Origin of the sequence: Salinivibrio sp. IB868, from assembly GCF_001995655.1 — a bacterium.
Lineage (GTDB): Bacteria > Pseudomonadota > Gammaproteobacteria > Enterobacterales > Vibrionaceae > Salinivibrio > Salinivibrio siamensis.
This window is the reverse complement of record NZ_MUEW01000010.1, coordinates 22,889-42,555: the sequence shown is the minus strand read 5'-3', so window position 1 is coordinate 42,555 and position 19,667 is coordinate 22,889. Positions and strand designations below refer to the sequence as shown.

Genomic DNA, 19,667 nt, shown 5'->3' with positions numbered 1-19,667 from the left:
GCCGAGGCTTTGAGGATTTTCATTGTCAATAAGAGGTAATCGGTATGCAGAACGCTTGGTGGCATGATGCCGTTGTTTATCAAATCTACCCACGCAGTTTTTACGACACCAATGGTGATGGCATTGGCGATCTTAACGGAATTATCGAGAAGCTCGATTACTTACATTGGCTCGGCGTCAATGTGTTATGGCTATCGCCGGTGTACCAATCGCCGATGGATGACAATGGCTATGACATTTCCGATTACTGCGCGATCGCGCCTGAATTTGGCACCATGGAAGACATGACGCGCTTAATTGATAAAGCCGGCGCGCTTGGCATCAAAATCGTGATGGATTTGGTGGTGAACCATACCTCCGACGAACACCCTTGGTTCCAAGCCGCGCTTCACGACAAAAACAGTCCTTATCGCGACTTTTACATTTGGCGCGATGCCAAACCCGATGGCAGTGCACCCGATGATCAAGGCTCAATTTTTGGTGGCAGCGCATGGCAATGGGAGCCAAACACCGAGCAGTATTACTTTCACTTGTTCTCCAAACGCCAGCCCGATCTGAACTGGGAAAACCCCGCCGTCCATGACGCCGTGTATAAAATGATGAACTGGTGGATTGACAAAGGCATTGGCGGATTCCGCCTTGATGTGATTGATTTAATTGGTAAAGAAATCGATAAAGGCATCACTGGCAACGGGCCGCGCCTTCACCCACTGCTACAGGCCATGAATCGGGCCACATTTGGCGGCAAAGACTTGCTTACCGTCGGCGAAACATGGGGCGCAACGCCCGAGATTGCCAAGCTTTACAGCGCACCGGAACGCAATGAACTCTCCATGGTGTTCCAATTTGAACACATTACCGCTACCTGGAAAGACGGCGATAAATGGCAGCCCGTGCCGCTGGATGTCGCCGCCCTCAAACAGGTACTGTTCAAATGGCAACAAGCGCTGGCCGATAGCGGTTGGAACTCACTATTTTGGAACAATCACGATTTGCCTCGCGCGGTGTCCAAGTTCGGTCACGACGGCCAATATCGGACCCGCTCGGCAAAAATGCTCGCCACCACCTTGCACTTGATGAAAGGTACGCCGTATATCTACCAAGGGGAAGAGATTGCGATGACCAATGTCGCCTTCCCGTCTATCGACGATTATCAAGACATCGAAACCCGCAATTTTTACGACTTGCGTGTTGCAGAAGGCGTGGATTCAGACACCATGATGGAGGCGGTATACCAAAACAGTCGCGATAACGCCCGTACCCCGATGCAATGGGAGAACGCACCGCAGGCAGGCTTTACCCAAGGGACGCCATGGTTACCGGTTAATCCTAACTACACCACCATCAATGTGGCACGGGCGACTGAAAATAGCGGCTCAGTGCTTTATCACTACCGTGAACTGATTAAGCTGCGCAAGCAATATCCAGTGATCGTACACGGCCAGTTTGCGCCTGTGGCGGAAGACCATTCGGATGTCATCGCTTACGAGCGTTTCGACGACACCCACCGTGTTTTGGTGGTCAGCAACTTTAGCGAGCAAAAACAAGCCATCACCCTCCCCGATCACTGGCGCGATAAGCCCCTAACTTGCCTCAGCTACAACATGGATCCGGTTAAACAGTTAAGCACCACCTATAAACTGGCCCCTTACGAGTCGTTTACGGTGATGCAATAAAAGAGCGCCCAGTCTACCAATCACATCAAGACGCTACGATCGCGCCTGCCGACAGCTGCAGGCGCGCGTCTATTCAGCCTTGTCGACAACCGAAGTAGCGGCTCCTATAGTTAAATTTGTGAACAAAGGAGCAGTGTGATTAGTGTCCAACCGAAAGAGCAGTCTGATTTTTTGTGTGGTTTTTTGCTTGCTTCTCGGTGCAGTCGCAACAATGGGCTTAATGCGCTCGTTACAACAAGAAGAAGATAAAGCCCGTGGGCGCGTCGAAGGCGTGAGTTTTTTGATCGCCGAATGGATCGATGGCTCATTTCAAATCACCGACTATTTATTAAGAGATATACTAGGGCATGTTGAGCCTGAGGATCTCGTCTATCCGCCCAAAGATTTGCAAGCACATCAGCAACTAACAGAGCTTGTTGTCTCCAAAATGAACACCGTCCCTAATGTCATTCTCGCCGGCCTTTTTGATCAAAACTGTATCATTACCCATGCGAATAGTGACGAACTAGGGTGGGATGGAAGTCACCGAGACTATTGCCGAGCACTGCGCGATTTCCCTGATCGAGATACCTTTGTCTCCAACGCGTTTAAAAGTACGACCGGCCCACTAAACATCACACAGACGCGTGAGCTTTTGCCCGAGCAGCCAGGCTTCAAAGGGTTTGCCGCGGTGGGCGTTGATCTCACCTTTTTCTCTAAATGGGTCGAGCATATTTCCATAGATCCCCTGGACGTGGTCGCTATCACTGACAAAAACCTTCGATTATTGGCAAGAAAGCCCGCTATGCCGGAAACCTTGGGTAAACTCATTGATGATCCTATCGTTGAGGCTTTTATCACATCCGGGCAAACCGACAAGAGCTTTCGCGCCACCTCGCCAATAGATGGCGTGCCACGTTTATTCAGTATTCGTAAAGTCGAGGGGCTCCCCTTTTATGCCGTAGTTGGGGAAGCAGACCAGCATTGGCAGGCAGATTGGCGTCATCAGGTGAGAGTCGCTGTGGGAGCGCTGATTGTGTTGTGGTTACTCGCCTTATTTACACTTCGCACCTATTGGGATCAACTAAACTACCTTTCCGAGCTCAAAATAGCTCGTGACAAGCTTGAAACGCTGAGTATTACCGATGCCCTCACTGGCTTAGCGAACCGCCGCCGCTTTGATAACGTGCTCGACGGCGAATATCAAAGGCTCAAGCGGATAAACGCCTCTATGTCGCTGATCATGATCGATTTAGATTACTTTAAGCACTTCAATGACACCTATGGTCACTTGGCAGGCGATAGATGCCTAAAGGCAGTTGGCGAGGTGATTCAACAAAGCCTCAAGCGTCCACAAGATTTGGCCGCGAGATATGGTGGCGAGGAATTTAGTTGTATTTTACCGGAAACCCAGCATGCAGACGCCGTATCGATTGCGATGACGATTAAAGCGTCGATTGCAGCACTCGGTATTCCCCACAGCAGATCCAACGCCGCTCGTCATGTTACCGCTAGTTTGGGGGTTGCGACCATTGAGTGTACGCCAGACATCTCGCCTGACTATCTTGTCCACTTGGCGGATCAACGCCTATATTGGGCGAAGAACAATGGACGTGATCAAGTGGGATTTGAGCAACGCCCAGCACACAACACAAAAAACGACTAACCCCCCTCTTACGCGGCATAAGCTACTTATACCTATGGCATTAATACATATACCCAAGCCAATCCATATGCCCTGCAGGCCATGATTTATCTTTCATCGGTTTAACGTACAATTCATCAACATACTCGACCGCAACGCCATAATTTGTATGTTCATGAATGCGTAGCCAAGAGGCATGTGACTCGACGAGCTGAAAGCCATTGGCCACATAAAAATCGTGCAGATCAGAAATAAGAATAATGAAATCAACATCTTTATCTCGTGCATAGTCAGCCAGTTGCGCCAGCATACCCGAGCCAATCCCTTTTCTTTGCCAAGCGCTGTCGATGCAAAAATCACTCACGCCTAACACTTTGTATACCTCACCACCGACATTCACGACCCTATAATCCAGCCCCATATAACCAATCAGTTGATTGTCGTGGTACTGCAAAGCCCGCATGTGGAGAAGCTGCTTATGGTAAGAACGGGAAACTTGATGGTCAGGAAATGCCTTGTTTCTAAGCGCTTGAATAGCCTCATGCTGCGCGTTCGATACTTCGATTTCTGGGCATATTTTCATGTTTCACCATTATTAACAATGCATAATATCTGTCGTTGACGAGCAAAGTGCACGAGAGGCATTAACCCCGTAAAGCATCATTTTTTATACCTTCGCAGTAAGCGACTATTTCTTTTTTATCCTCTTCGGAAAAATAACCTAAGGGGATTTTCTTTGTCTTTTGCTTTTCGCCCTCTTTAACGGTCAAGATCACAACATTGGACTCTACTTGCACATCCGATATATCTTTGTTAAAAATTGTATCTCTAGAGCGAAGAGCTAATAGCTTTATTTCCATACGGTCTTGATAAAACCTTAAATGATCGATGCTATTATTGGCAACTGACATTAAGATAAATGACAAACCGCCCAAAGCTGCGACAAAGACATTTAAGGCTATACCTGCAGCAATCATCAGTCCACCTATCACTACCTGCGCGATAACATTCTTACGCGAGAACTGAACCACTTTAATCGGACTCTCAGTAATTTCATTAGTCATTATATTTCCTATAATAAAGCAAAGTATTTAGTCGAAAAGGTTATCAGAAGTAAAAACAGTCTAACCAAAGTGTTTGATCTGGTTGTATGTTTTGGTATGGCTCGTGGAAGATAACCTTTCCTAYCTACAAGTGTCTTTTCGATCACTATCTAGAAGAAGTGTTTTTTCTGTAAACCAGTTTTTGGTGAAACTATCGACAGGGAACAACTCTTTACTGTCATCAGATACTTTAAAAGTGAACACACCATTTGACTTCAGAACAACGAATCTTTCATCGTTCTTAGTCGTCATTTCATAGTTTCGAGGTGACATACCTGCATATGCTTTACCATCTTTGCAGAAGACCACCTCTTCCACAAGAGAGTCTTTTTCTTGATTGATATAAACACCCTCTAACCATTCTTGCGCATATGAAGCGTTAGCAAACAGGCTCACCACCAACAAAAAACACCCTTTTTCACACAGACTTTTTTTGTTCATTCTATTTAGATCCTAAAGACGTATTATAAAAATTAAACGACATTGGGCTGAAGCGTTCATTTATAAGCATAAATCACTGAATTTATGCGCATAGAAATATACCTCCAAGTAAAAATACTGTCAACGTGAGAACCTGAGCCAACACCAATAAAAGACAGCTTAAAATATAAAGAAATGAAAGGCGTGCTAGTTAGTGAAATACCCTGAAGGCCTTGATACTAGTGAGGCTTAGAATCAAAATTATCACGCACCTGCTTTCGCTAGAGAAATAAAAAGGCTAATACCACAGCCTATTCATTGCTAGAAAAACCATCAAAACGGAACACACTCCTCACAATAAATGTCAAAATTATCATTAGCTGCAAACGAGAGTGTTGCACTTCGCGGTTGAATCCCCGACTGACTGCTATGAATTGCATTTTTCGCTTTAGAGCGAAGAGTTGCCAAGAAAAGGGGCACTTCAGCGCTGTAGGATAATGTAGGAAAGCAACATCGCTGAGGCAAATATTTGCTCTTTTATCGCTGATGAGTTTGTGTATAATCAAACGCGAATAGATATCATTTCATCAGTAACACTTGTTTGAGGCCGCGAGCGCGGTGAGCATATCTTGATGATAATTATAACAATATAGATTATTTACCCATTAGTCTGTAATGGCGCTTTGAAGCACAAGAGTGGTGTCATCTCATGATGACAAACAAGGAACAAATAATGGCTATTGACCCTTCAGTGATCCGCGCCCATTCGTGGCAGGCACTGCCTAAACCGGCTGCACTTGCAACCGACATCCCCTGCCCAGACACACTAAGCGAACACATTGATCACTCTCGACGTACAATAAGAGAGGTTTTACATGGTCGCGATGATCGTTTGTTGGTCGTTATCGGCCCTTGCTCAATTCATGATCCAGCGGCAGCGCTAGAGTACGCCAAGCTACTGGCTCGTTATGCCGAGCGCTACCAGGATCAATTGGTTGTAGTGATGCGAACCTACTTTGAAAAGCCACGGACCTCTGTTGGTTGGAAAGGATTGCTGTTTGATCCCGATTTGGATGGCAGCGATAAAATCGGCAAGGGGCTTCAGCAAGCTAGAGCGTTGCTGGTTGATATCAATGCGCTGGGGCTACCAACTGCGACGGAGTTTCTCGATACCACCAGCTTTACTTATCTCGCTGATTTAATGAGCTGGGGCGCCATTGGCGCGAGAACGACGGAATCTCAACCCCATCGTCAGCAAAGCTCTGGACTCCCTTGTCCAATCGGTTTTAAAAATGGCACTGACGGAAATATTAGTGTGGCGATGGATGCCATTATTGCCAGCAACCACTCCCATCGTTACACCGCGACAGGTCAAGATGGACAGCTTTATGCGGTGAACAGCACCGGTAACCCCGACTGTCATTTAATTTTACGAGGTGGTAAAGCCCCCAATTACAGCGAAACAGATATCAGTAACGCTTTGCTACAACTGCAAGACAAAGGAATAAATACAGGCTTAATGATCGACTGTAGTCACGGCAACAGTCTGAAGCAATTCCAACGCCAGCTGCTTGTCGCCGAAGAGCTATGTCGTCAGATTAGCAACGGAAATCATGGCATTAACGCCATTATGGCGGAAAGTTTCCTGGTTGAAGGTCGGCAAGAGATATCGAAAGAGATGACCTTTGGGCAATCAATCACAGATGCTTGTCTCGGCTGGAAAGATACTGAGACCATGCTAGACATGCTCGCCACTGCCGTTAATGTTCGCCGTCAAAGACATTCGGATCCTTTAGTCGCCAACGCATGCTAGAGGCGTAGCCGTACGACCGCAAACGCGCGTTTGATTGACCACTGCCAGCTTCAACAGCTGGCTTTCATTGTTCGCCAATCTACTCGTGAAAACATAAATTAATCAGTGCTATACGCGGCTTGACGCCGTGGGACGATGACCGGGGCATCATCGAAAGGCGCATTGAGAATATCCACCTGGGTATTGTAGAGCTTGTTGATCATCGGCTCAGTGATCACATCCGTCACTGGCCCTGTCGCCACAATACCTTGATCACCTATGGCGATCAGTTCATCACAGTAACGCGCCGCCGCCGCAAGGTCATGGATAACTAGCACCACGGTTTTACCCATCGCCACCATTTGGTGAATGCTCTCCATCACTTCGATTTGATGGCCAATATCTAATGCGCTGGTCGGCTCATCAAGCAGAATAACCTCTGTGTTTTGCGCCAAAATCATTGCTAGCCAAGCCCGTTGACGTTGCCCCCCCGATAAACTTGTCATGGGTTGCGTGAGCAAACCATTCAATTTCATTTTACCGATGGCGTTGCTGACTTGAGTCGCGTCTTCATCACTCCATTGATTGAACCAACCTTGGTGAGGATGTCGCCCGTACTGCACGAGCTGTTCAACCGTGATCCCAGCCGGACTGATCGGCTGCTGGGGTAGAAATGCCAGCGCTTTGGCCAGCGCTTTCATCGAATAATCCGACAAGGGTTGTCCGTTCAGAGTAATCACGCCTTGCTGCGGCACGAGGTGCTTAGCCATCATCTTGAGCAAGGTAGATTTGCCACCCCCATTCGGGCCAACAATTCCCACCAACTTGCCTTTACTCAAGTTGAATGAAACATCTTTGAGGATCGTTTTTTTCTCATAAGAAAACCCGACACCTGTCATCGATAATGCTGTCATTAATCTGCCTGCCCTTTATCTCGCAGTAAAAACACAAATAGCATGATGCCACCTAGAATACGGGTCATGATCCCTGTCGCGACTTCGTGGGGATCGGCTAAGACCCTGACCAATGTATCGCTCACCAAAAGTAGCAGCGCGCCAAGTATTGCTGCTGTCCAAAGTGGGACGACACGCCCCTTAAGTAGGTAAGTCGCAATAATAGGCGCTGCCATGGCGATAAACACCACGGGACCACCAATTGCGGTTCCCAACGCGGCAGTCACAATCGCTAACAGTAGAATGGCTATCTGCACACGGCTGATGTTTACCCCCAGGCTCTGGGCAGTAGGAAGACCCAGCCGCAGCACATCCAACTGTCGGGAAAAGTAAATCACGGCCGGGGTCAATAATAGTAATAGGCACGCCACCGGCACGCTAACACTGTACCCCTGACCCACAAAGTTTCCCATGGTCCAAAAATATACACTGCTGACATGCACAATGGACTCCGTCGACATCAGAAACTCACCCACAGCCCGCATGAGCTCAGAAACACCAATACCAATCACCACAAACAGGTATCCTTGCTCTCCAGGGTGTCGGCACAATGTATACAACATGAATGCAGCAAACATTGCCCCCAAGGGAGCCGCCCACCATGGCCAAGCTCCCAATGTGATATAAAGGGTAAAAAACGTGATGGCTAATGTCGCCCCCTCATTGACACCGACCATATCAGGGGTTGCAAGCCGGTTGCGCACTAAGGTTTGGATCATACACCCCGACAAACCCATCGCCGCGCCAGCAACTAACACCGCAACCACACGCGGCAGGCGAATGTTAAACACCATGATTTCTGCCATGCGACTCGACTCGCCGAATAAGGATTTAAACGCCAGCCAGGGCGTCAGCTTGGCCGAGCCAATACTTACAGCCAGCAAACTCATCACTATAAGGATCAGCATCATTAGTATGCTTATGCACAACGCTCGGCGTTCGATAAGCATTGTGTAATGACCAAACTGCCATAGCCATTTTCCGTTTGGTATGTGGCGCGGCGTTTGATTGCTTGATGAATCGTCCGCTATTTGCCGAGCCTGAGTAACCATTTTTTCCATACTACTTGCTCCTACTTAACGGCCAGCAATGCGCGAAACCCGCCACGTCGAACCACACCAATCAACACCGGCGCGCCTATCATTGCCAACAACACGCCACTTGGCATTTCATAAGGCTGAATGATCCAACGCGCCAAGATATCGGCAATCAAGATAAAACAAATACCGAATAGCGCCGAGAAGATAACCTGGAGAGACAAGCGAACGGGCTCGACCATGCGGGCACAATAAGCGGCTAGAAAACCAACAAAGCTGATCGGCCCAGCCACAGAAATAGCGCAAGCGGTAAACAGAGTAGACGCCAGTAACACCCCCACTCGCACCCAATAGGTATTAATGCCAAGCGATTGTGCCTGCTGCTCGCCAAGCTGCATCATGGTGAGCTGACGCGCCAGTAAGAATGTCAACGCGATGGCAGCGAGCATAAAGGGAGAGATCAGCATCATCGCCGTCATGTCCGCAGCCGCCAGCGAGCCGAGGTTCCAAAACCGAAACTGATCTAAGACCACTTGGTTTGACAGTAAAAGGTAATTGGATACCCCTCCAAAGGTGGCATTCATCGCGACCCCGACCAAAATCAGCTTGAGTGGACTGGACTTCCCCACCACTTGGCTAACAAGTAAGACCAACACATTGCCCGCCAACGCGCCTAATCCAGACCAGACGAGATATCCCAATGCAGATTCGACGCCAAAATAAGTCAAGCCGGTGACCAACCCTAGCACTGCGCCGGCATTCACACCCAGCAAGCCTGGCTCTGCCAGTGGGTTACGGGTCGCGCTTTGGAGTAATGACGCCGCCAATGATAAGCTAACACCGACCAACAATGCGCACAGTGTGCGTGGCAAGCGTAGGGTGTCCATCACCATTGTCATATGTTCTGACGGATGCATTGAAGAGGATGGGATGATTGCAGACAAATAGTACGCAAAAGCGTCTGCTGCACCATACTCCCCTGCCCCAACCGACATTGATATCATCGAAAAAAGACAAACACTGAGAACACCGCCCCCTAACCAGGCGAGGTGAGATTTCGACACGCTTGCAACTCCTTGTATCACAACGATGTCGGGCATGATATCAACACCCGTTTTCTGATAACAGAATTAAATAAAAATAGTTATCAGTCGCCTTATTAGGTAAGATTCACCAGAATTTATTCATTTCATTGGACATATAATAAGGAGCATTATTTTGCTGAGAAGCCTTTTTACGGCCCTCGCTCTGTTCTGCATGGTGAACCAAGCCAGTGCCGCCGAAACCCGTACAGTCGAGAATGCGTATGGAGAGCGTGTTGCGATCCCTGCCCAGCCTAAACGCATCATTACGCTAAGCGAAATCGACTTAGATACCACCCTCGCGTTAGGCCTCACCCCAATTGGTACGGTCAATGGCCGCGGCCAGTCGTCTTTACCTCGATATTTAAAACCTGTCATTGACGATGAAATCCAGGTCGTCGGTGGGCTGTCTCGGCCAAACTTAGAAAGCATTCTAGAACTGGCGCCAGATTTAATCTTAACCGCGCCCAATCGACCTGAAGTGATTGCGCTGCTAAGCGAAATTGCACCAACAGTGGTCACATTTGACTACGGTGAAAATTGGAAAACGGTATTTAAGCGCACCGCGACTATTCTAAACCGTCAAACCGAAACCGAGGCCTTTATGACGCGCTACCACGCCCATGTGAAAAAAACAAAACAGGCGATTGGCGACAAACTGGGGCAAACCATCAGTGTCGTGCGCTGGAATCCGAAAGGGCCGGCGTACATGTTCCGGGATTCTTTTGCCAGTCAGGTGATCGCCGATGTTGGCATGAAGCGCCCGAGCGACCAGCAGGATCCAGGCCATACCCATTCCATGTCACTGAGCTTGGAAGCACTTGATGTACTAGATGGTGATTGGATGGTAATCGGTACACTCAGCGCGTCTGGTGACGCGGTTGACGCGATGAAACAAGCAGAAAGCACCCCAGCATTCCGCCAACTTAGCGCCATTGAAGCAGGTCGCTTTGCACCGGTTGATGGTTCGTTGTGGACTTCAGTCGGTGGTCCACTCGCTGCACTTAAAGTCATGGATGATATTGCTGAACTGGTCAATAAGCCCAACGCTGAGCCACTGAGCGAATAAACGTCGTGTTACCGTTTGAAAAACCGCCTTTCGGCGGTTTTTTCCGTCGTGAGCCGAGTTAGCTCGCCGTTAATTGTTTGCGGTCAACCTTTCCACTTGCCGTTTTCGGCAAGCTCGCCAGCCAGACAAAACGAGTGGGGATCATATAACCGGGTAAATGAGGGGACAGTGCTTTTCGCAATTGCAGACGCGTCATCTCCGGCGTGTAGGCGGTGCCGCATTCTCCTTGCTCTATATAACCAACGAGAATACGATTCTCACCTTCTCCCTCTAGTTTCACCGCTGCATCAAGCACCGTATCTAACTCGCGGAGACGCGCTTCGATTTCTCCTAATTCAATCCGGTAGCCACGCAGTTTAATCTGACTATCCTGACGGCCAATATATTGATAACAGTCATCCGCCAACCGCCGAACGATATCGCCGGTACGGTAATAACGCCGACCATCATTGCGCGTAATAAACTGACGCGCCGTCAGGTCATCCCTTTGCCAGTAACCATCGCTGAGTGCATTACCTGAGATACATAGCTCCCCTTCATGCCCTAAATCGACAGGCTGCCCCTCGTCATCCAGCACACAATGGGCATATCCCACTAGGCTAGACCCAATGGTGATCTGGTGCGCGGTTTTTACTTCTGACATCATTGACCACACGGTGGCTTCTGTCGGACCGTAGCAGTTCCAAAGTATCCTCGAACGCGCCATTAGCTGTTCCGCTAATCCAGCATCTAATGCTTCCCCTCCTATCAATGCCCTTAGGCCTGCCTTTCCGCTCCAACCAGTATTGATCATCATTCGCCAAAACGTCGGTGTTGCTTGAAGCGTATTTAACGATGGATGACGTGTTAACATCGTCGCGACAAGATGGGGATCTTTGTGCTCCTCACTATTCGCGAGGCATAGGCGACCACCAACCAACAAAGGCGCAAAAATCTCCAATATCGAGATATCAAACGCAATGGTCGTGATCAGTAGCCAGTGGCACTTGTCATCAAGGTTGAGTCGCGTCACAGCGGCAGACAAAAAAGTCGCCATTGCCTGGTGGCTGATCACCACTCCTTTCGGCTTACCGGTTGAACCAGAGGTAAACATAATATAGGCGGTGGTTTGCGGACTCAGTAAAGGTAAGTGTAATGGCGTCAGGCCACTTTCGTTTGCTACACACTCCTCAACAAGACCCAAGGTGATAACAGGACAGTCAAACGCAATTGGCGCTGCCCCATCGCTGTTTGCCTCTATCACCGCGCTTAACTTCGCCTCATCGGCGATCTCTCTTAATCGCCCAGCAGGAAACAGCGGGTCGAGCGGCACAAAGGCCACACCTGAAAACACACACGCCAATAAGGTCGCTATCAGGGTTGGCGAGCGCATTAAATGTATGCCAACGCGATCACCAGGCTGCAATCCAGCCTGGTTTAACCGCTGCTGCACCTGACTGACCGCCACCAATAGTTGATCATAGCGGATCGATTGGTCGCCAAAGTCAATGGCAATGAGGCCTGAGGTAGCCGCCTCCATGAGGGCGGCCTCCAGCATCGGTGCTAAACAGGTTGTCTCTTCACTGAATTGATTATTCGCCCGCATCGGTCGCCTCCATCACAGGTTGCTCACTCTTTGGCGGTTGTGCGCGACCCACACTGAGTGCTCGGCAAATTGCATCTGGTGTCGCATGCTGATACAAAAACGCTAACGTTATCGACTGTGCGACACCCATCGCTGATACATCGTGCATGTTCAGCGCATAATTGAGCCGTTGCACCAACCCAATCGCCGCCAGTGAGCTTATCCCTAACACGCATAAAGGCTGATACCAATGCGGGCTCTTAGGGGTGACACAAAGGTGAGTACTTTGTTGCCACACCTCGCTGACCAAACGCGCCACTTCCGATGAATACTGACTGCCTTGTGCACAATCAGACTTCACACCTTCTTTTGGCTGCTGATCGCGCTTTGTCTGAGACGCTATATCGACCGATACCTCAGGCAAAGCTTCTGCGGGGTCAAGTTCCAAGGTGTATTGCGGATCGGCGGTAAACACTTCTAATAGTGACGCCCGCCATTGGTCCAACACATCACGAGCACGGGATGGCTCGACCTGCGCGCCATCAAACTCGAAACGCAGCGACAGCTGACCTCCTACTTCATTGACGACCAAACTGAGCGGTACCTCGACTTTTTCAAACGCAACGCCAAACTCAGGATACAGGTTAGCTCCGGGAACCATGTGCGCTTGGTGATCATCCACCTCTGCTCGTGGGTAATTCTCATAAACAAAGACACTGTCAAACAAACGACGACGTCCAGCGTGTAACTCGATCAGCGACTGTGTCGCATGCTGATTCAGTGCCATCGCTTCATCTTGCAGCGCACGCAATTGATCAGCCAATGTTAGGTGACTCTGCCAATCGACGATCAAGGGTAACGTGTTGATATATAATCCAACACTGTTAGCAATTCCCGTCACAGGCGCATCGCGACCCGGTACAACATTGCCAACAATCGTCGTTGTCTTGTCGCTTGGCAGCCCGCATTCACGTGCGACGAGACGGTGCCACGCAAATTGCGCCACGGTACTGTAGGTTACCCCGACCTCACGAGCAAAATGCTGCAATGCCGCCTGCTCTTGCTCATTGAGTGCTGTTCTAACCACTTCTGGTTGTCGCTGCATGGGTAAAGAGGCAAAGTCCGGACCGAATAGCGGGGTTAAATCGTCGGCTTTGGCCGTCGTCAATGCTTTATTCGCCCAGAACGCCGCCGCATCAGGACGAGCACTCGCAGCGTACTCTGCATGCGCTATATAGGCCTCATCTGCCGGCAACAATGCCGATGGCAGGCCATTATTGGGCTCACTCAGTGCCTCGTAGGCCTGATGCAACGCTGAAAACAAACGCGGACCGCTCCAACCATCAATGACAGCATGGTGGCAACTGAAGATAACTTGAATATCATCATCGGCAAGCCGGAAGCAACGCACACGCATTAAAGCATCGCCATCAAGCGCGATACCACGTTGACGGTCTTGCTGGCAATAGGACGCAATCTGAGTGGCAGGATCTTCCTCATCAGCCAGTTCGACCCATTCGAATGGCATAGCTATCTGACGCTGAACCACTTGTACCAACTGATTATCAGCGCCGTAAGGGCCACTCATCACGGTCCGTAGGGCTGGAAACGCCGAGACAACGGCCTGCCAAGCCTGCTGATACCGCACCCTATCCACCGGTTGACGATACCGAATCGGCGTCTGCAACAGGTATGCCTCATCGTCTGGGCAACGACGCTGGTGAACAAACATGCTTTGCTGTAGTGATGATGCGGGCAGCAACGCTTCAATATCAAAGCGCTCGCTCAGTCTATCTAGCTCGCCTTGAGCAAGGCTCACAAGCGGGTAATCCGAGGGGGTAAACCTACGCCCATATATTGTCGCGTGCTGCTCACAATCATGGACGATCTTGACCAGGTTGGCTTTAAATGCTGCCATGAATTGCTCGCTAAGCGTCTGATCTAAAACGCCAACCTGCCGTAGTGTTAACTGGCCATCATCGATCCCCCCATGCAAACTGAGCAGTTCTTCGCCAGGATTAAGCGGTGAGGCGGTCTGTCCAGGCACAATAGGTAAAGGACGCCATTGCTCAGCCGGTTGATCGTGCTTTTGTGTCTGACGGCCCAAGTAGTTCAAGACAATCGGTGAGAAAGTTAGCTGCTCACCTTGAGGGTGGAAGCAACGTAAGGCGTTGAACCCCACCCCATTATCAGGCACCTCACGCAGTGCTTCTTTAACGTGCTTGATGGTTTCTGCCAAGGTTGGTCTCACCGCAACTCGGCATGGATAGGTGCTAGTGAACCACCCCACGGTGCGACTGACATCCAATTGCGCGTCAATCTCTTCCCGGCCATGCCCCTCTAACATCACGGTGGCTTGCTCTCCCCAGCCCAGTTCATTAAGCGTGATACTCAAAGCCGATAACAGCAAGTCACGCACCTCGGTATTAAAGGCAGTATTTGCAGGACCAACCAAACGCGCTGTGTTGGCTTGATCGAGTTGTAACATCGCCTGGCTAGGAACGACACGACCATCTGGGTCTTGGTTAAGAACCGCTGGCAAGGTGCTGCCTTCACCGTTTCTGATGTTATCCAGCTGACGATACCAAAAATCAAACTGTGCCGAGTGACGGTTCGCATAGTCTCGAAGCGCCTCTCCCCATTGTCGATAGCTGGAGGTTTTATCCGCCAACGGCAACCCTTGTGATAAGCGCCTCAGATCATCAGCGATGATCCGCCAAGAGACGGCATCAATGACCCAATGATGGAATGCCAAAAACAGACCAGTTTGCGGCTCCTGCTCTCCTTGGGCAGGTAAGTGACGGATCCGAGCCCAAGCCATGATGGGGCCGTTAACCAGATCAAACTGCGACTGCAATGTGGTGAGCGCATCATAAAGTGACTCTTGAGTCATGGTGGACGCATCCAGCTCTTTCAGCTCGGGCACAGTGACAGAGGCTTGGTAGCGCTGGCGACGCGTCTTTCCCTCTTCAGTCACCCGTAGGCGCAGTGCGTCATGATGTGCCAATAGCATTGACATCATCTCGTTGAGACGACCCGTATCGATGTTGGGAATAGCCAAAACTACCGCTTGGTTCCAATGCGCTGGCCGAGTAAAAGGCTGAGCATCAAACCAGTGCTGAATAGGGTGCAAATCAAACTCGCCAGATAGTTGCCCCTGTTCGGCATCAACGGCCTGCTCGGTCACCGCGCGTGCGGTAAGAGTACGGCACAGTTTACGAACTGTTTTCGCTTCAAAAACATCTTTTACGGTGCAAGGAAAGCCTGCATCACGAAGACGAGTATTGAGCTGTATACTCAAAATTGAATCGCCTCCCAAACGGAAGAAATCATCTTCCACACCCAGATCCGTATTCAGCACATCTCGCCACACAGTAAGTACGTCGGCTTCCATCTCTGTTTCTGGCTGCGCATATGCTTGTGTTATCCGTTGGCGTGCTGGCAATCGACTGACGTCCAACTTACCGTTCACCGTCAGCGGCAGTTCATCCAGCATAATAAGCTCTGCTGGTACCATATATTCAGGCAAGATTCGGGTCGCCTCAGACAGAATTTGACCAACATCCACACCCGTTTGATCAACCGAATGCTCGGGGCATGACACATGTTGTGGTGTCGCGTAAGCAACCAATTGGCACTGCGCACCCTCTCCGGCAAGAATGACCCTGACCTGATTAAGTTGCGGTGCGACTTTGGCCAGTTGACTCTCAATTTCAGCCAACTCTATTCGATAACCACGCAGTTTGATCTGTTGATCTAACCGACCCAGATATTCGACGTCGCCGTTGTTAAGCCATCGCGCCTTATCACCCGTTCGGTAGCAACGTACACGCTGTCCCGCGACGGTTAGGGTTACAAAGGCACTTGCGGTTAAATCTGGTTGGTTCAGATAGCCCCGAGCCAACCCCAGACCAGCAAGACAAAGCTCTCCTGCCACCCCCACGGGGCAAAGCTGTCCTCGCTCGTCTATGATCAGCGCTTGTGTATTATCGATAGGTTGACCGATGGTCACTGGCTCACCAGGCTCAAGCTCTTTGACCAATGCCGTTACAGTGAACTCTGTCGGGCCATACATATTGAGCAGGCGGAGGTTGCCCTGCCAACTACTCACCAATGTGGCCGGACAAGCTTCACCGCCAAACGCGACGGTATGAAGTGTACGCAGTGGCCGAGGAACCATGGCGGCAAACAGTGCCGTTGCGCTGATCATATGTGTTGCACGACATGAGTCCGCCTGGTCAAGCAAGGTGTCATCTGGCGTACCAAACACCAGATGGGCCCCCGCAAACAGGGGGAGAATGGCAGTCATGTTTCCAGCATCAAACGCCAAAGACATTGGGTTGAGCATCACACTATCGTGATTCAGCGCTAATCGCGCGGTATGGTCGGTTAGCAGGTTCGTAAACGCGCCATGCTCGACTTCTACCCCTTTCGGCAGGCCTGTTGAACCCGAGGTGTAAATCACATAGGCCAAGTCCTTTTCCGTGACCGCGCGTGAGGGCGACGTCGGTACGGCCAGTGAGAGTTTCTCTGTAGTGGATGGTTCGGAGAGATCAATGACTTCACAACCAGTCAGTGCCGGATGAGATTGCGAAAAATCCGCATCTGGCGCAATCATCAACGACAGCTGCGCATCATCAACTAAGTGCTGTAGTCGCGCGGTTGGATACGCTGGGTCGAGCGGCACATAGCTCATACCCGCTTTCCAAACAGCGAGTACCGACACCGCATACTGGGTTGTTCGACTGGCGACAACACCTATTTTAGTCTCAGCATCCGACGCTTGGCGGTGGGCGGATTGTGCCAATAAGTAGTGGGCTAAACGATTTGCTGCCTCTTCCAACGCTTGATAACTTAAGTGACCGTCCACCCCAGTGACCGCGAGTCGAGTCGGGCACGTTGACGCATGGCGACTGATTTGCTCATGCGTCAACGTGGGCATCTCTATGTGGGCTGGTAAGCGAGCCAAGGCGCTTGCCATTTGGGCTTGGTGCGCCTGTTCCACAAGCGGGAAGGCCGTTACTGTTGTTTCGGGAGCAGCGAGAATACCGTCTAACAGCTGCAGAAACATATCTGCGAAGCGGGTAATCGTCTGATGTTCGAATATCCCTTTGCTGTATAGCCACTCGAGACGGACACCATCTACCAACTCGGTCACTTTTAGTGACAGGTCAGTTTTAGCCGGTAATACTGGCGACGGCTCTTCCACCGCATCGCACCCTGGGATCAAATCGTTAAAGTCGACCTTTGCCTGATAAACCAGCATAATCTGGAAAATAGGGTTGTGTGCCGTGGTTCGATCAGCCCCAATGGCCTCACTCAGTGATTCAAAGCGAAACAGCTGATGGTCAAACGCTGACAAATCCTGCTCACGGCAATATTGCAAGTAATCGATAAAGGTTGCATCTTCATCAAGCTGTGTCCTCAACACAATGGTATTGACAAAGAATCCCACGACATCTTCAATATCCGCGCGTTCTCGGTACGCCAAAGGTGTTCCAATGACGACATCCTTTTCTCCACCTAGGCGCGCCATTAATAGCGAGAAAACCGCATGTAGGCCGATAAAGTACGAACAACTATTTTGTTGGCATAGCCGCTGAAATTGCTGCCACTTAGCTAAAGAAATGGTCGAAAATACCAGTGCGCCATCATTGTTGTGATTTGCAGGCCGCGGTTTATCCAGTGGCAAGGCATGAACCTCAGGAATACCTTTCAATCGCTCTACCCAAAACGGGCGAAATTCTTGGTGATAATCGCGAAAGGCTGGAGAGTTGAGCCAGTGCGCGTAATCGATGTAGTTGACAGCAGTCGGTTTCAACGGTGCTAACTGGTTATTCTGGTATGCCAAAAAAGCCTGCTTAAAATCGGCAAACATGTTTTTTACTGACCAGCCATCTGAAATGATGTGATGTTGGGTGAGCATCAACAAATGCTCTTCCTCATCCAGTCGAATCAATTCGACCCGAGTCAAAGCGCCTTTCTCTAGATCAAACGACTGGTATATGTCTTCCTCGATCCTTGTCAGTAAGGCTTCTTCACGCGACTTTTTGTCTAGGTGGGACAAATCATGATGCGTCACAGTAAGCGCGGTCTGGTTATCTATATGTTGTTCGCCTTTTCCATGGCGATTACGCACAAATCGAGTTCGCAAGCTGGCATGTTTATCCACCAAAGCAGCAAACGCGTATTCTAGTGCATTAACATCAAGTTTACCGGTGAGGCGAAAATGCACTGGCATATTATATAAGTGCGAGTTGTCCTCATATTGCTCGATAAACCACAAACCACTCTGCGAAAATGAAAGCGGTCCTGTTTTATCGTCTTGCACCGGAATAGGCTGCTCATACGCTTGACGGGCGCGTAAGCACCGAATAATCGCTTCTTTATGAGTACGGATCTGCTGGCCGATTTCTGGCGTCATCGCTTGTTTGCTGCACTGAGAAACCAGCTGACCTTTTTCATTCAGTGCTAACCGAATACCTTTGCGCTCAAGATCCGCCAAAAATGAAATCATATCTGTCATGGTTTTTCCTATATCACTACGGGTCGTCTTCACGCGTTGAGAATTGCGCCGCCATCCACCACTATGTCTTGCATTGTCACGTGGCTGGCTAAATCTGATGCTAGGAACACGACGACGTTCGCGACTTCCTCAGGTTGGGCTATCTTTCCTAGCGGGATACCCAGTTTGAATTGCGAAGGAAATCCCGCAATAGTACGCTGCTCGGCATCTTTGCTGTGCCACAGAGAGCGCTGCATCTGCGTATCGGTTGATCCCGGCGATACCAGATTGCAGCGTATCCCATAGGGGGCAAGCTCTAGCGCAACACAATTGGCTAGACTGCTCAGTGCGGCTTTAGAGGCACAGTAGGCTGTCATATGTTGACGGGGAACATGGGCGGCATTCGAGCTGACCGTCACCACGGCACCATGACGTTGCTGCTTAAATACAGGGATCAGCTGTTGGAATAAGTAAAAAGCACCGGAAGCATTTACATTAAGGCAGGTATGCCAATCGTCTTCGGTCAGTTCCTCGGTTTTTCCCATGCGTAAGGTACCCGCCACATTGACGAGCACATCGATCACCGGTACATCTGATAAGATGCGCTGAGCAACCGCTTTAACCTGGTCTGGATGAGCAATATCCACATGATAAGTTGCAAACGGGTACGTTGCGCCCGTGTCGCCCCCAGCCCCAAAGTCTTTATCCAAGCCAATCACCTGAGCACCCAGTTGATGGAAATGTATAGCTACCGCGTAGCCAATGCCACGAGCCGCCCCCGTAACCCAAACCACTTTGCTGTCAAATTGACCACTGGAGGTCACTGCTGTTTGCTGCTTCAC

The 19,667-nt window shown here is 49.9% G+C and carries 13 protein-coding genes; 4 read left to right on the top strand and 9 right to left on the bottom strand.

The features are described from left to right. Positions 1 to 44: 44 nt before the first annotated feature. Both BZG20_RS11550 and BZG20_RS11545 read left to right on the top strand, forming a co-directional pair. Positions 45 to 1,676 (top strand): alpha-glucosidase, encoded by a 1,632-nt coding sequence (locus BZG20_RS11550; RefSeq protein ID WP_077579100.1) that lies wholly within the window; start codon positions 45 to 47, stop codon positions 1,674 to 1,676. Between the two features lie 220 nt (positions 1,677 to 1,896). Then, a complete protein-coding gene (locus BZG20_RS11545; protein ID WP_158010035.1) occupies positions 1,897 to 3,321 on the top strand; it encodes a diguanylate cyclase in 1,425 nt (474 codons plus the stop codon). A 40-nt stretch (positions 3,322 to 3,361) separates the two neighbouring features. Here BZG20_RS11545 and BZG20_RS11540 read toward each other — a convergent pair whose 3' ends face one another. The 3 genes from BZG20_RS11540 to BZG20_RS11530 all read right to left on the bottom strand — a co-directional run bounded on the left by BZG20_RS11540 (position 3,362) and on the right by BZG20_RS11530 (position 4,844). Next, on the bottom strand, positions 3,362 to 3,883 hold the full coding sequence (locus BZG20_RS11540; RefSeq protein WP_077579098.1) for a GNAT family N-acetyltransferase: 522 nt from the start codon (positions 3,881 to 3,883) through the stop codon (positions 3,362 to 3,364). Positions 3,884 to 3,944: 61 nt separating this feature from the next. Further along, on the bottom strand, positions 3,945 to 4,364 hold the full coding sequence (locus BZG20_RS11535) for a hypothetical protein (RefSeq protein WP_077579097.1): 420 nt from the start codon (positions 4,362 to 4,364) through the stop codon (positions 3,945 to 3,947). Positions 4,365 to 4,484: 120 nt separating this feature from the next. Beyond that, positions 4,485 to 4,844 (bottom strand): hypothetical protein, encoded by a 360-nt coding sequence (locus BZG20_RS11530; protein WP_077579096.1) that lies wholly within the window; start codon positions 4,842 to 4,844, stop codon positions 4,485 to 4,487. 712 nt (positions 4,845 to 5,556) lie between these two features. On the opposite strand from BZG20_RS11530, the gene BZG20_RS11525 reads away from it, so the two are divergent. Next, positions 5,557 to 6,636, top strand: coding sequence for a 3-deoxy-7-phosphoheptulonate synthase (locus tag BZG20_RS11525; RefSeq protein WP_077579095.1), 1,080 nt, complete (start codon positions 5,557 to 5,559; stop codon positions 6,634 to 6,636). A 98-nt stretch (positions 6,637 to 6,734) separates the two neighbouring features. Here the strand turns inward: BZG20_RS11525 and BZG20_RS11520 are convergent, their stop codons facing one another. The 3 genes from BZG20_RS11520 to BZG20_RS11510 form a co-directional block, all read right to left on the bottom strand. Further along, positions 6,735 to 7,529 (bottom strand): ABC transporter ATP-binding protein, encoded by a 795-nt coding sequence (locus tag BZG20_RS11520; protein WP_077579094.1) that lies wholly within the window; start codon positions 7,527 to 7,529, stop codon positions 6,735 to 6,737. Continuing rightward, the gene (locus tag BZG20_RS11515; protein ID WP_274534125.1) at positions 7,529 to 8,479 is read right to left on the bottom strand and encodes an iron ABC transporter permease; all 951 of its coding nucleotides are present in this window, start codon (positions 8,477 to 8,479) and stop codon (positions 7,529 to 7,531) included. Before BZG20_RS11515 ends, BZG20_RS11520 begins: the two co-directional genes overlap by 1 nt. 161 nt (positions 8,480 to 8,640) lie before the next feature. Continuing rightward, positions 8,641 to 9,669, bottom strand: coding sequence for an iron ABC transporter permease (locus tag BZG20_RS11510; RefSeq protein ID WP_274532369.1), 1,029 nt, complete (start codon positions 9,667 to 9,669; stop codon positions 8,641 to 8,643). A 154-nt stretch (positions 9,670 to 9,823) separates the two neighbouring features. On the opposite strand from BZG20_RS11510, the gene BZG20_RS11505 reads away from it, so the two are divergent. After that, the gene (locus BZG20_RS11505; protein ID WP_241829533.1) at positions 9,824 to 10,756 is read left to right on the top strand and encodes an iron-siderophore ABC transporter substrate-binding protein; all 933 of its coding nucleotides are present in this window, start codon (positions 9,824 to 9,826) and stop codon (positions 10,754 to 10,756) included. A gap of 58 nt (positions 10,757 to 10,814) precedes the next feature. On the opposite strand, the gene BZG20_RS11500 is transcribed toward BZG20_RS11505, so the two are convergent. From BZG20_RS11500 to dhbA, 3 genes are read right to left on the bottom strand one after another with little or no spacing between them, the layout of a single operon-like run. Further along, positions 10,815 to 12,341: an amino acid adenylation domain-containing protein gene (locus BZG20_RS11500; RefSeq protein ID WP_108743438.1), complete on the bottom strand. Its 1,527-nt coding sequence runs from the start codon at positions 12,339 to 12,341 to the stop codon at positions 10,815 to 10,817. Further along, on the bottom strand, positions 12,328 to 18,846 hold the full coding sequence (locus BZG20_RS11495; protein ID WP_077579093.1) for a non-ribosomal peptide synthetase: 6,519 nt from the start codon (positions 18,844 to 18,846) through the stop codon (positions 12,328 to 12,330). The genes BZG20_RS11500 and BZG20_RS11495 overlap by 14 nt, the downstream gene beginning before the upstream one ends. Positions 18,847 to 18,875: 29 nt before the next feature. Beyond that, a complete protein-coding gene (dhbA, locus tag BZG20_RS11490) occupies positions 18,876 to 19,667 on the bottom strand; it encodes a 2,3-dihydro-2,3-dihydroxybenzoate dehydrogenase (RefSeq protein ID WP_241829532.1) in 792 nt (263 codons plus the stop codon).

What these genes read in the sequence shown, in the direction of transcription:
- BZG20_RS11535 (WP_077579097.1), bottom strand. Translation starts at nt 4,364, where the DNA reads ATGACTAATGAAATTACTGAGAGTCCGATTAAAGTGGTTCAGTTCTCG.
- BZG20_RS11525 (WP_077579095.1), top strand. Translation starts at nt 5,557, where the DNA reads ATGGCTATTGACCCTTCAGTGATCCGCGCCCATTCGTGGCAGGCACTG.
- BZG20_RS11545 (WP_158010035.1), top strand. Translation starts at nt 1,897, where the DNA reads ATGCGCTCGTTACAACAAGAAGAAGATAAAGCCCGTGGGCGCGTCGAA.
- BZG20_RS11495 (WP_077579093.1), bottom strand. Translation starts at nt 18,846, where the DNA reads ATGACAGATATGATTTCATTTTTGGCGGATCTTGAGCGCAAAGGTATT.
- BZG20_RS11520 (WP_077579094.1), bottom strand. Translation starts at nt 7,529, where the DNA reads ATGACAGCATTATCGATGACAGGTGTCGGGTTTTCTTATGAGAAAAAA.
- BZG20_RS11515 (WP_274534125.1), bottom strand. Translation starts at nt 8,479, where the DNA reads ATGATGCTGATCCTTATAGTGATGAGTTTGCTGGCTGTAAGTATTGGC.
- BZG20_RS11500 (WP_108743438.1), bottom strand. Translation starts at nt 12,341, where the DNA reads ATGCGGGCGAATAATCAATTCAGTGAAGAGACAACCTGTTTAGCACCG.
- BZG20_RS11550 (WP_077579100.1), top strand. Translation starts at nt 45, where the DNA reads ATGCAGAACGCTTGGTGGCATGATGCCGTTGTTTATCAAATCTACCCA.
- BZG20_RS11540 (WP_077579098.1), bottom strand. Translation starts at nt 3,883, where the DNA reads ATGAAAATATGCCCAGAAATCGAAGTATCGAACGCGCAGCATGAGGCT.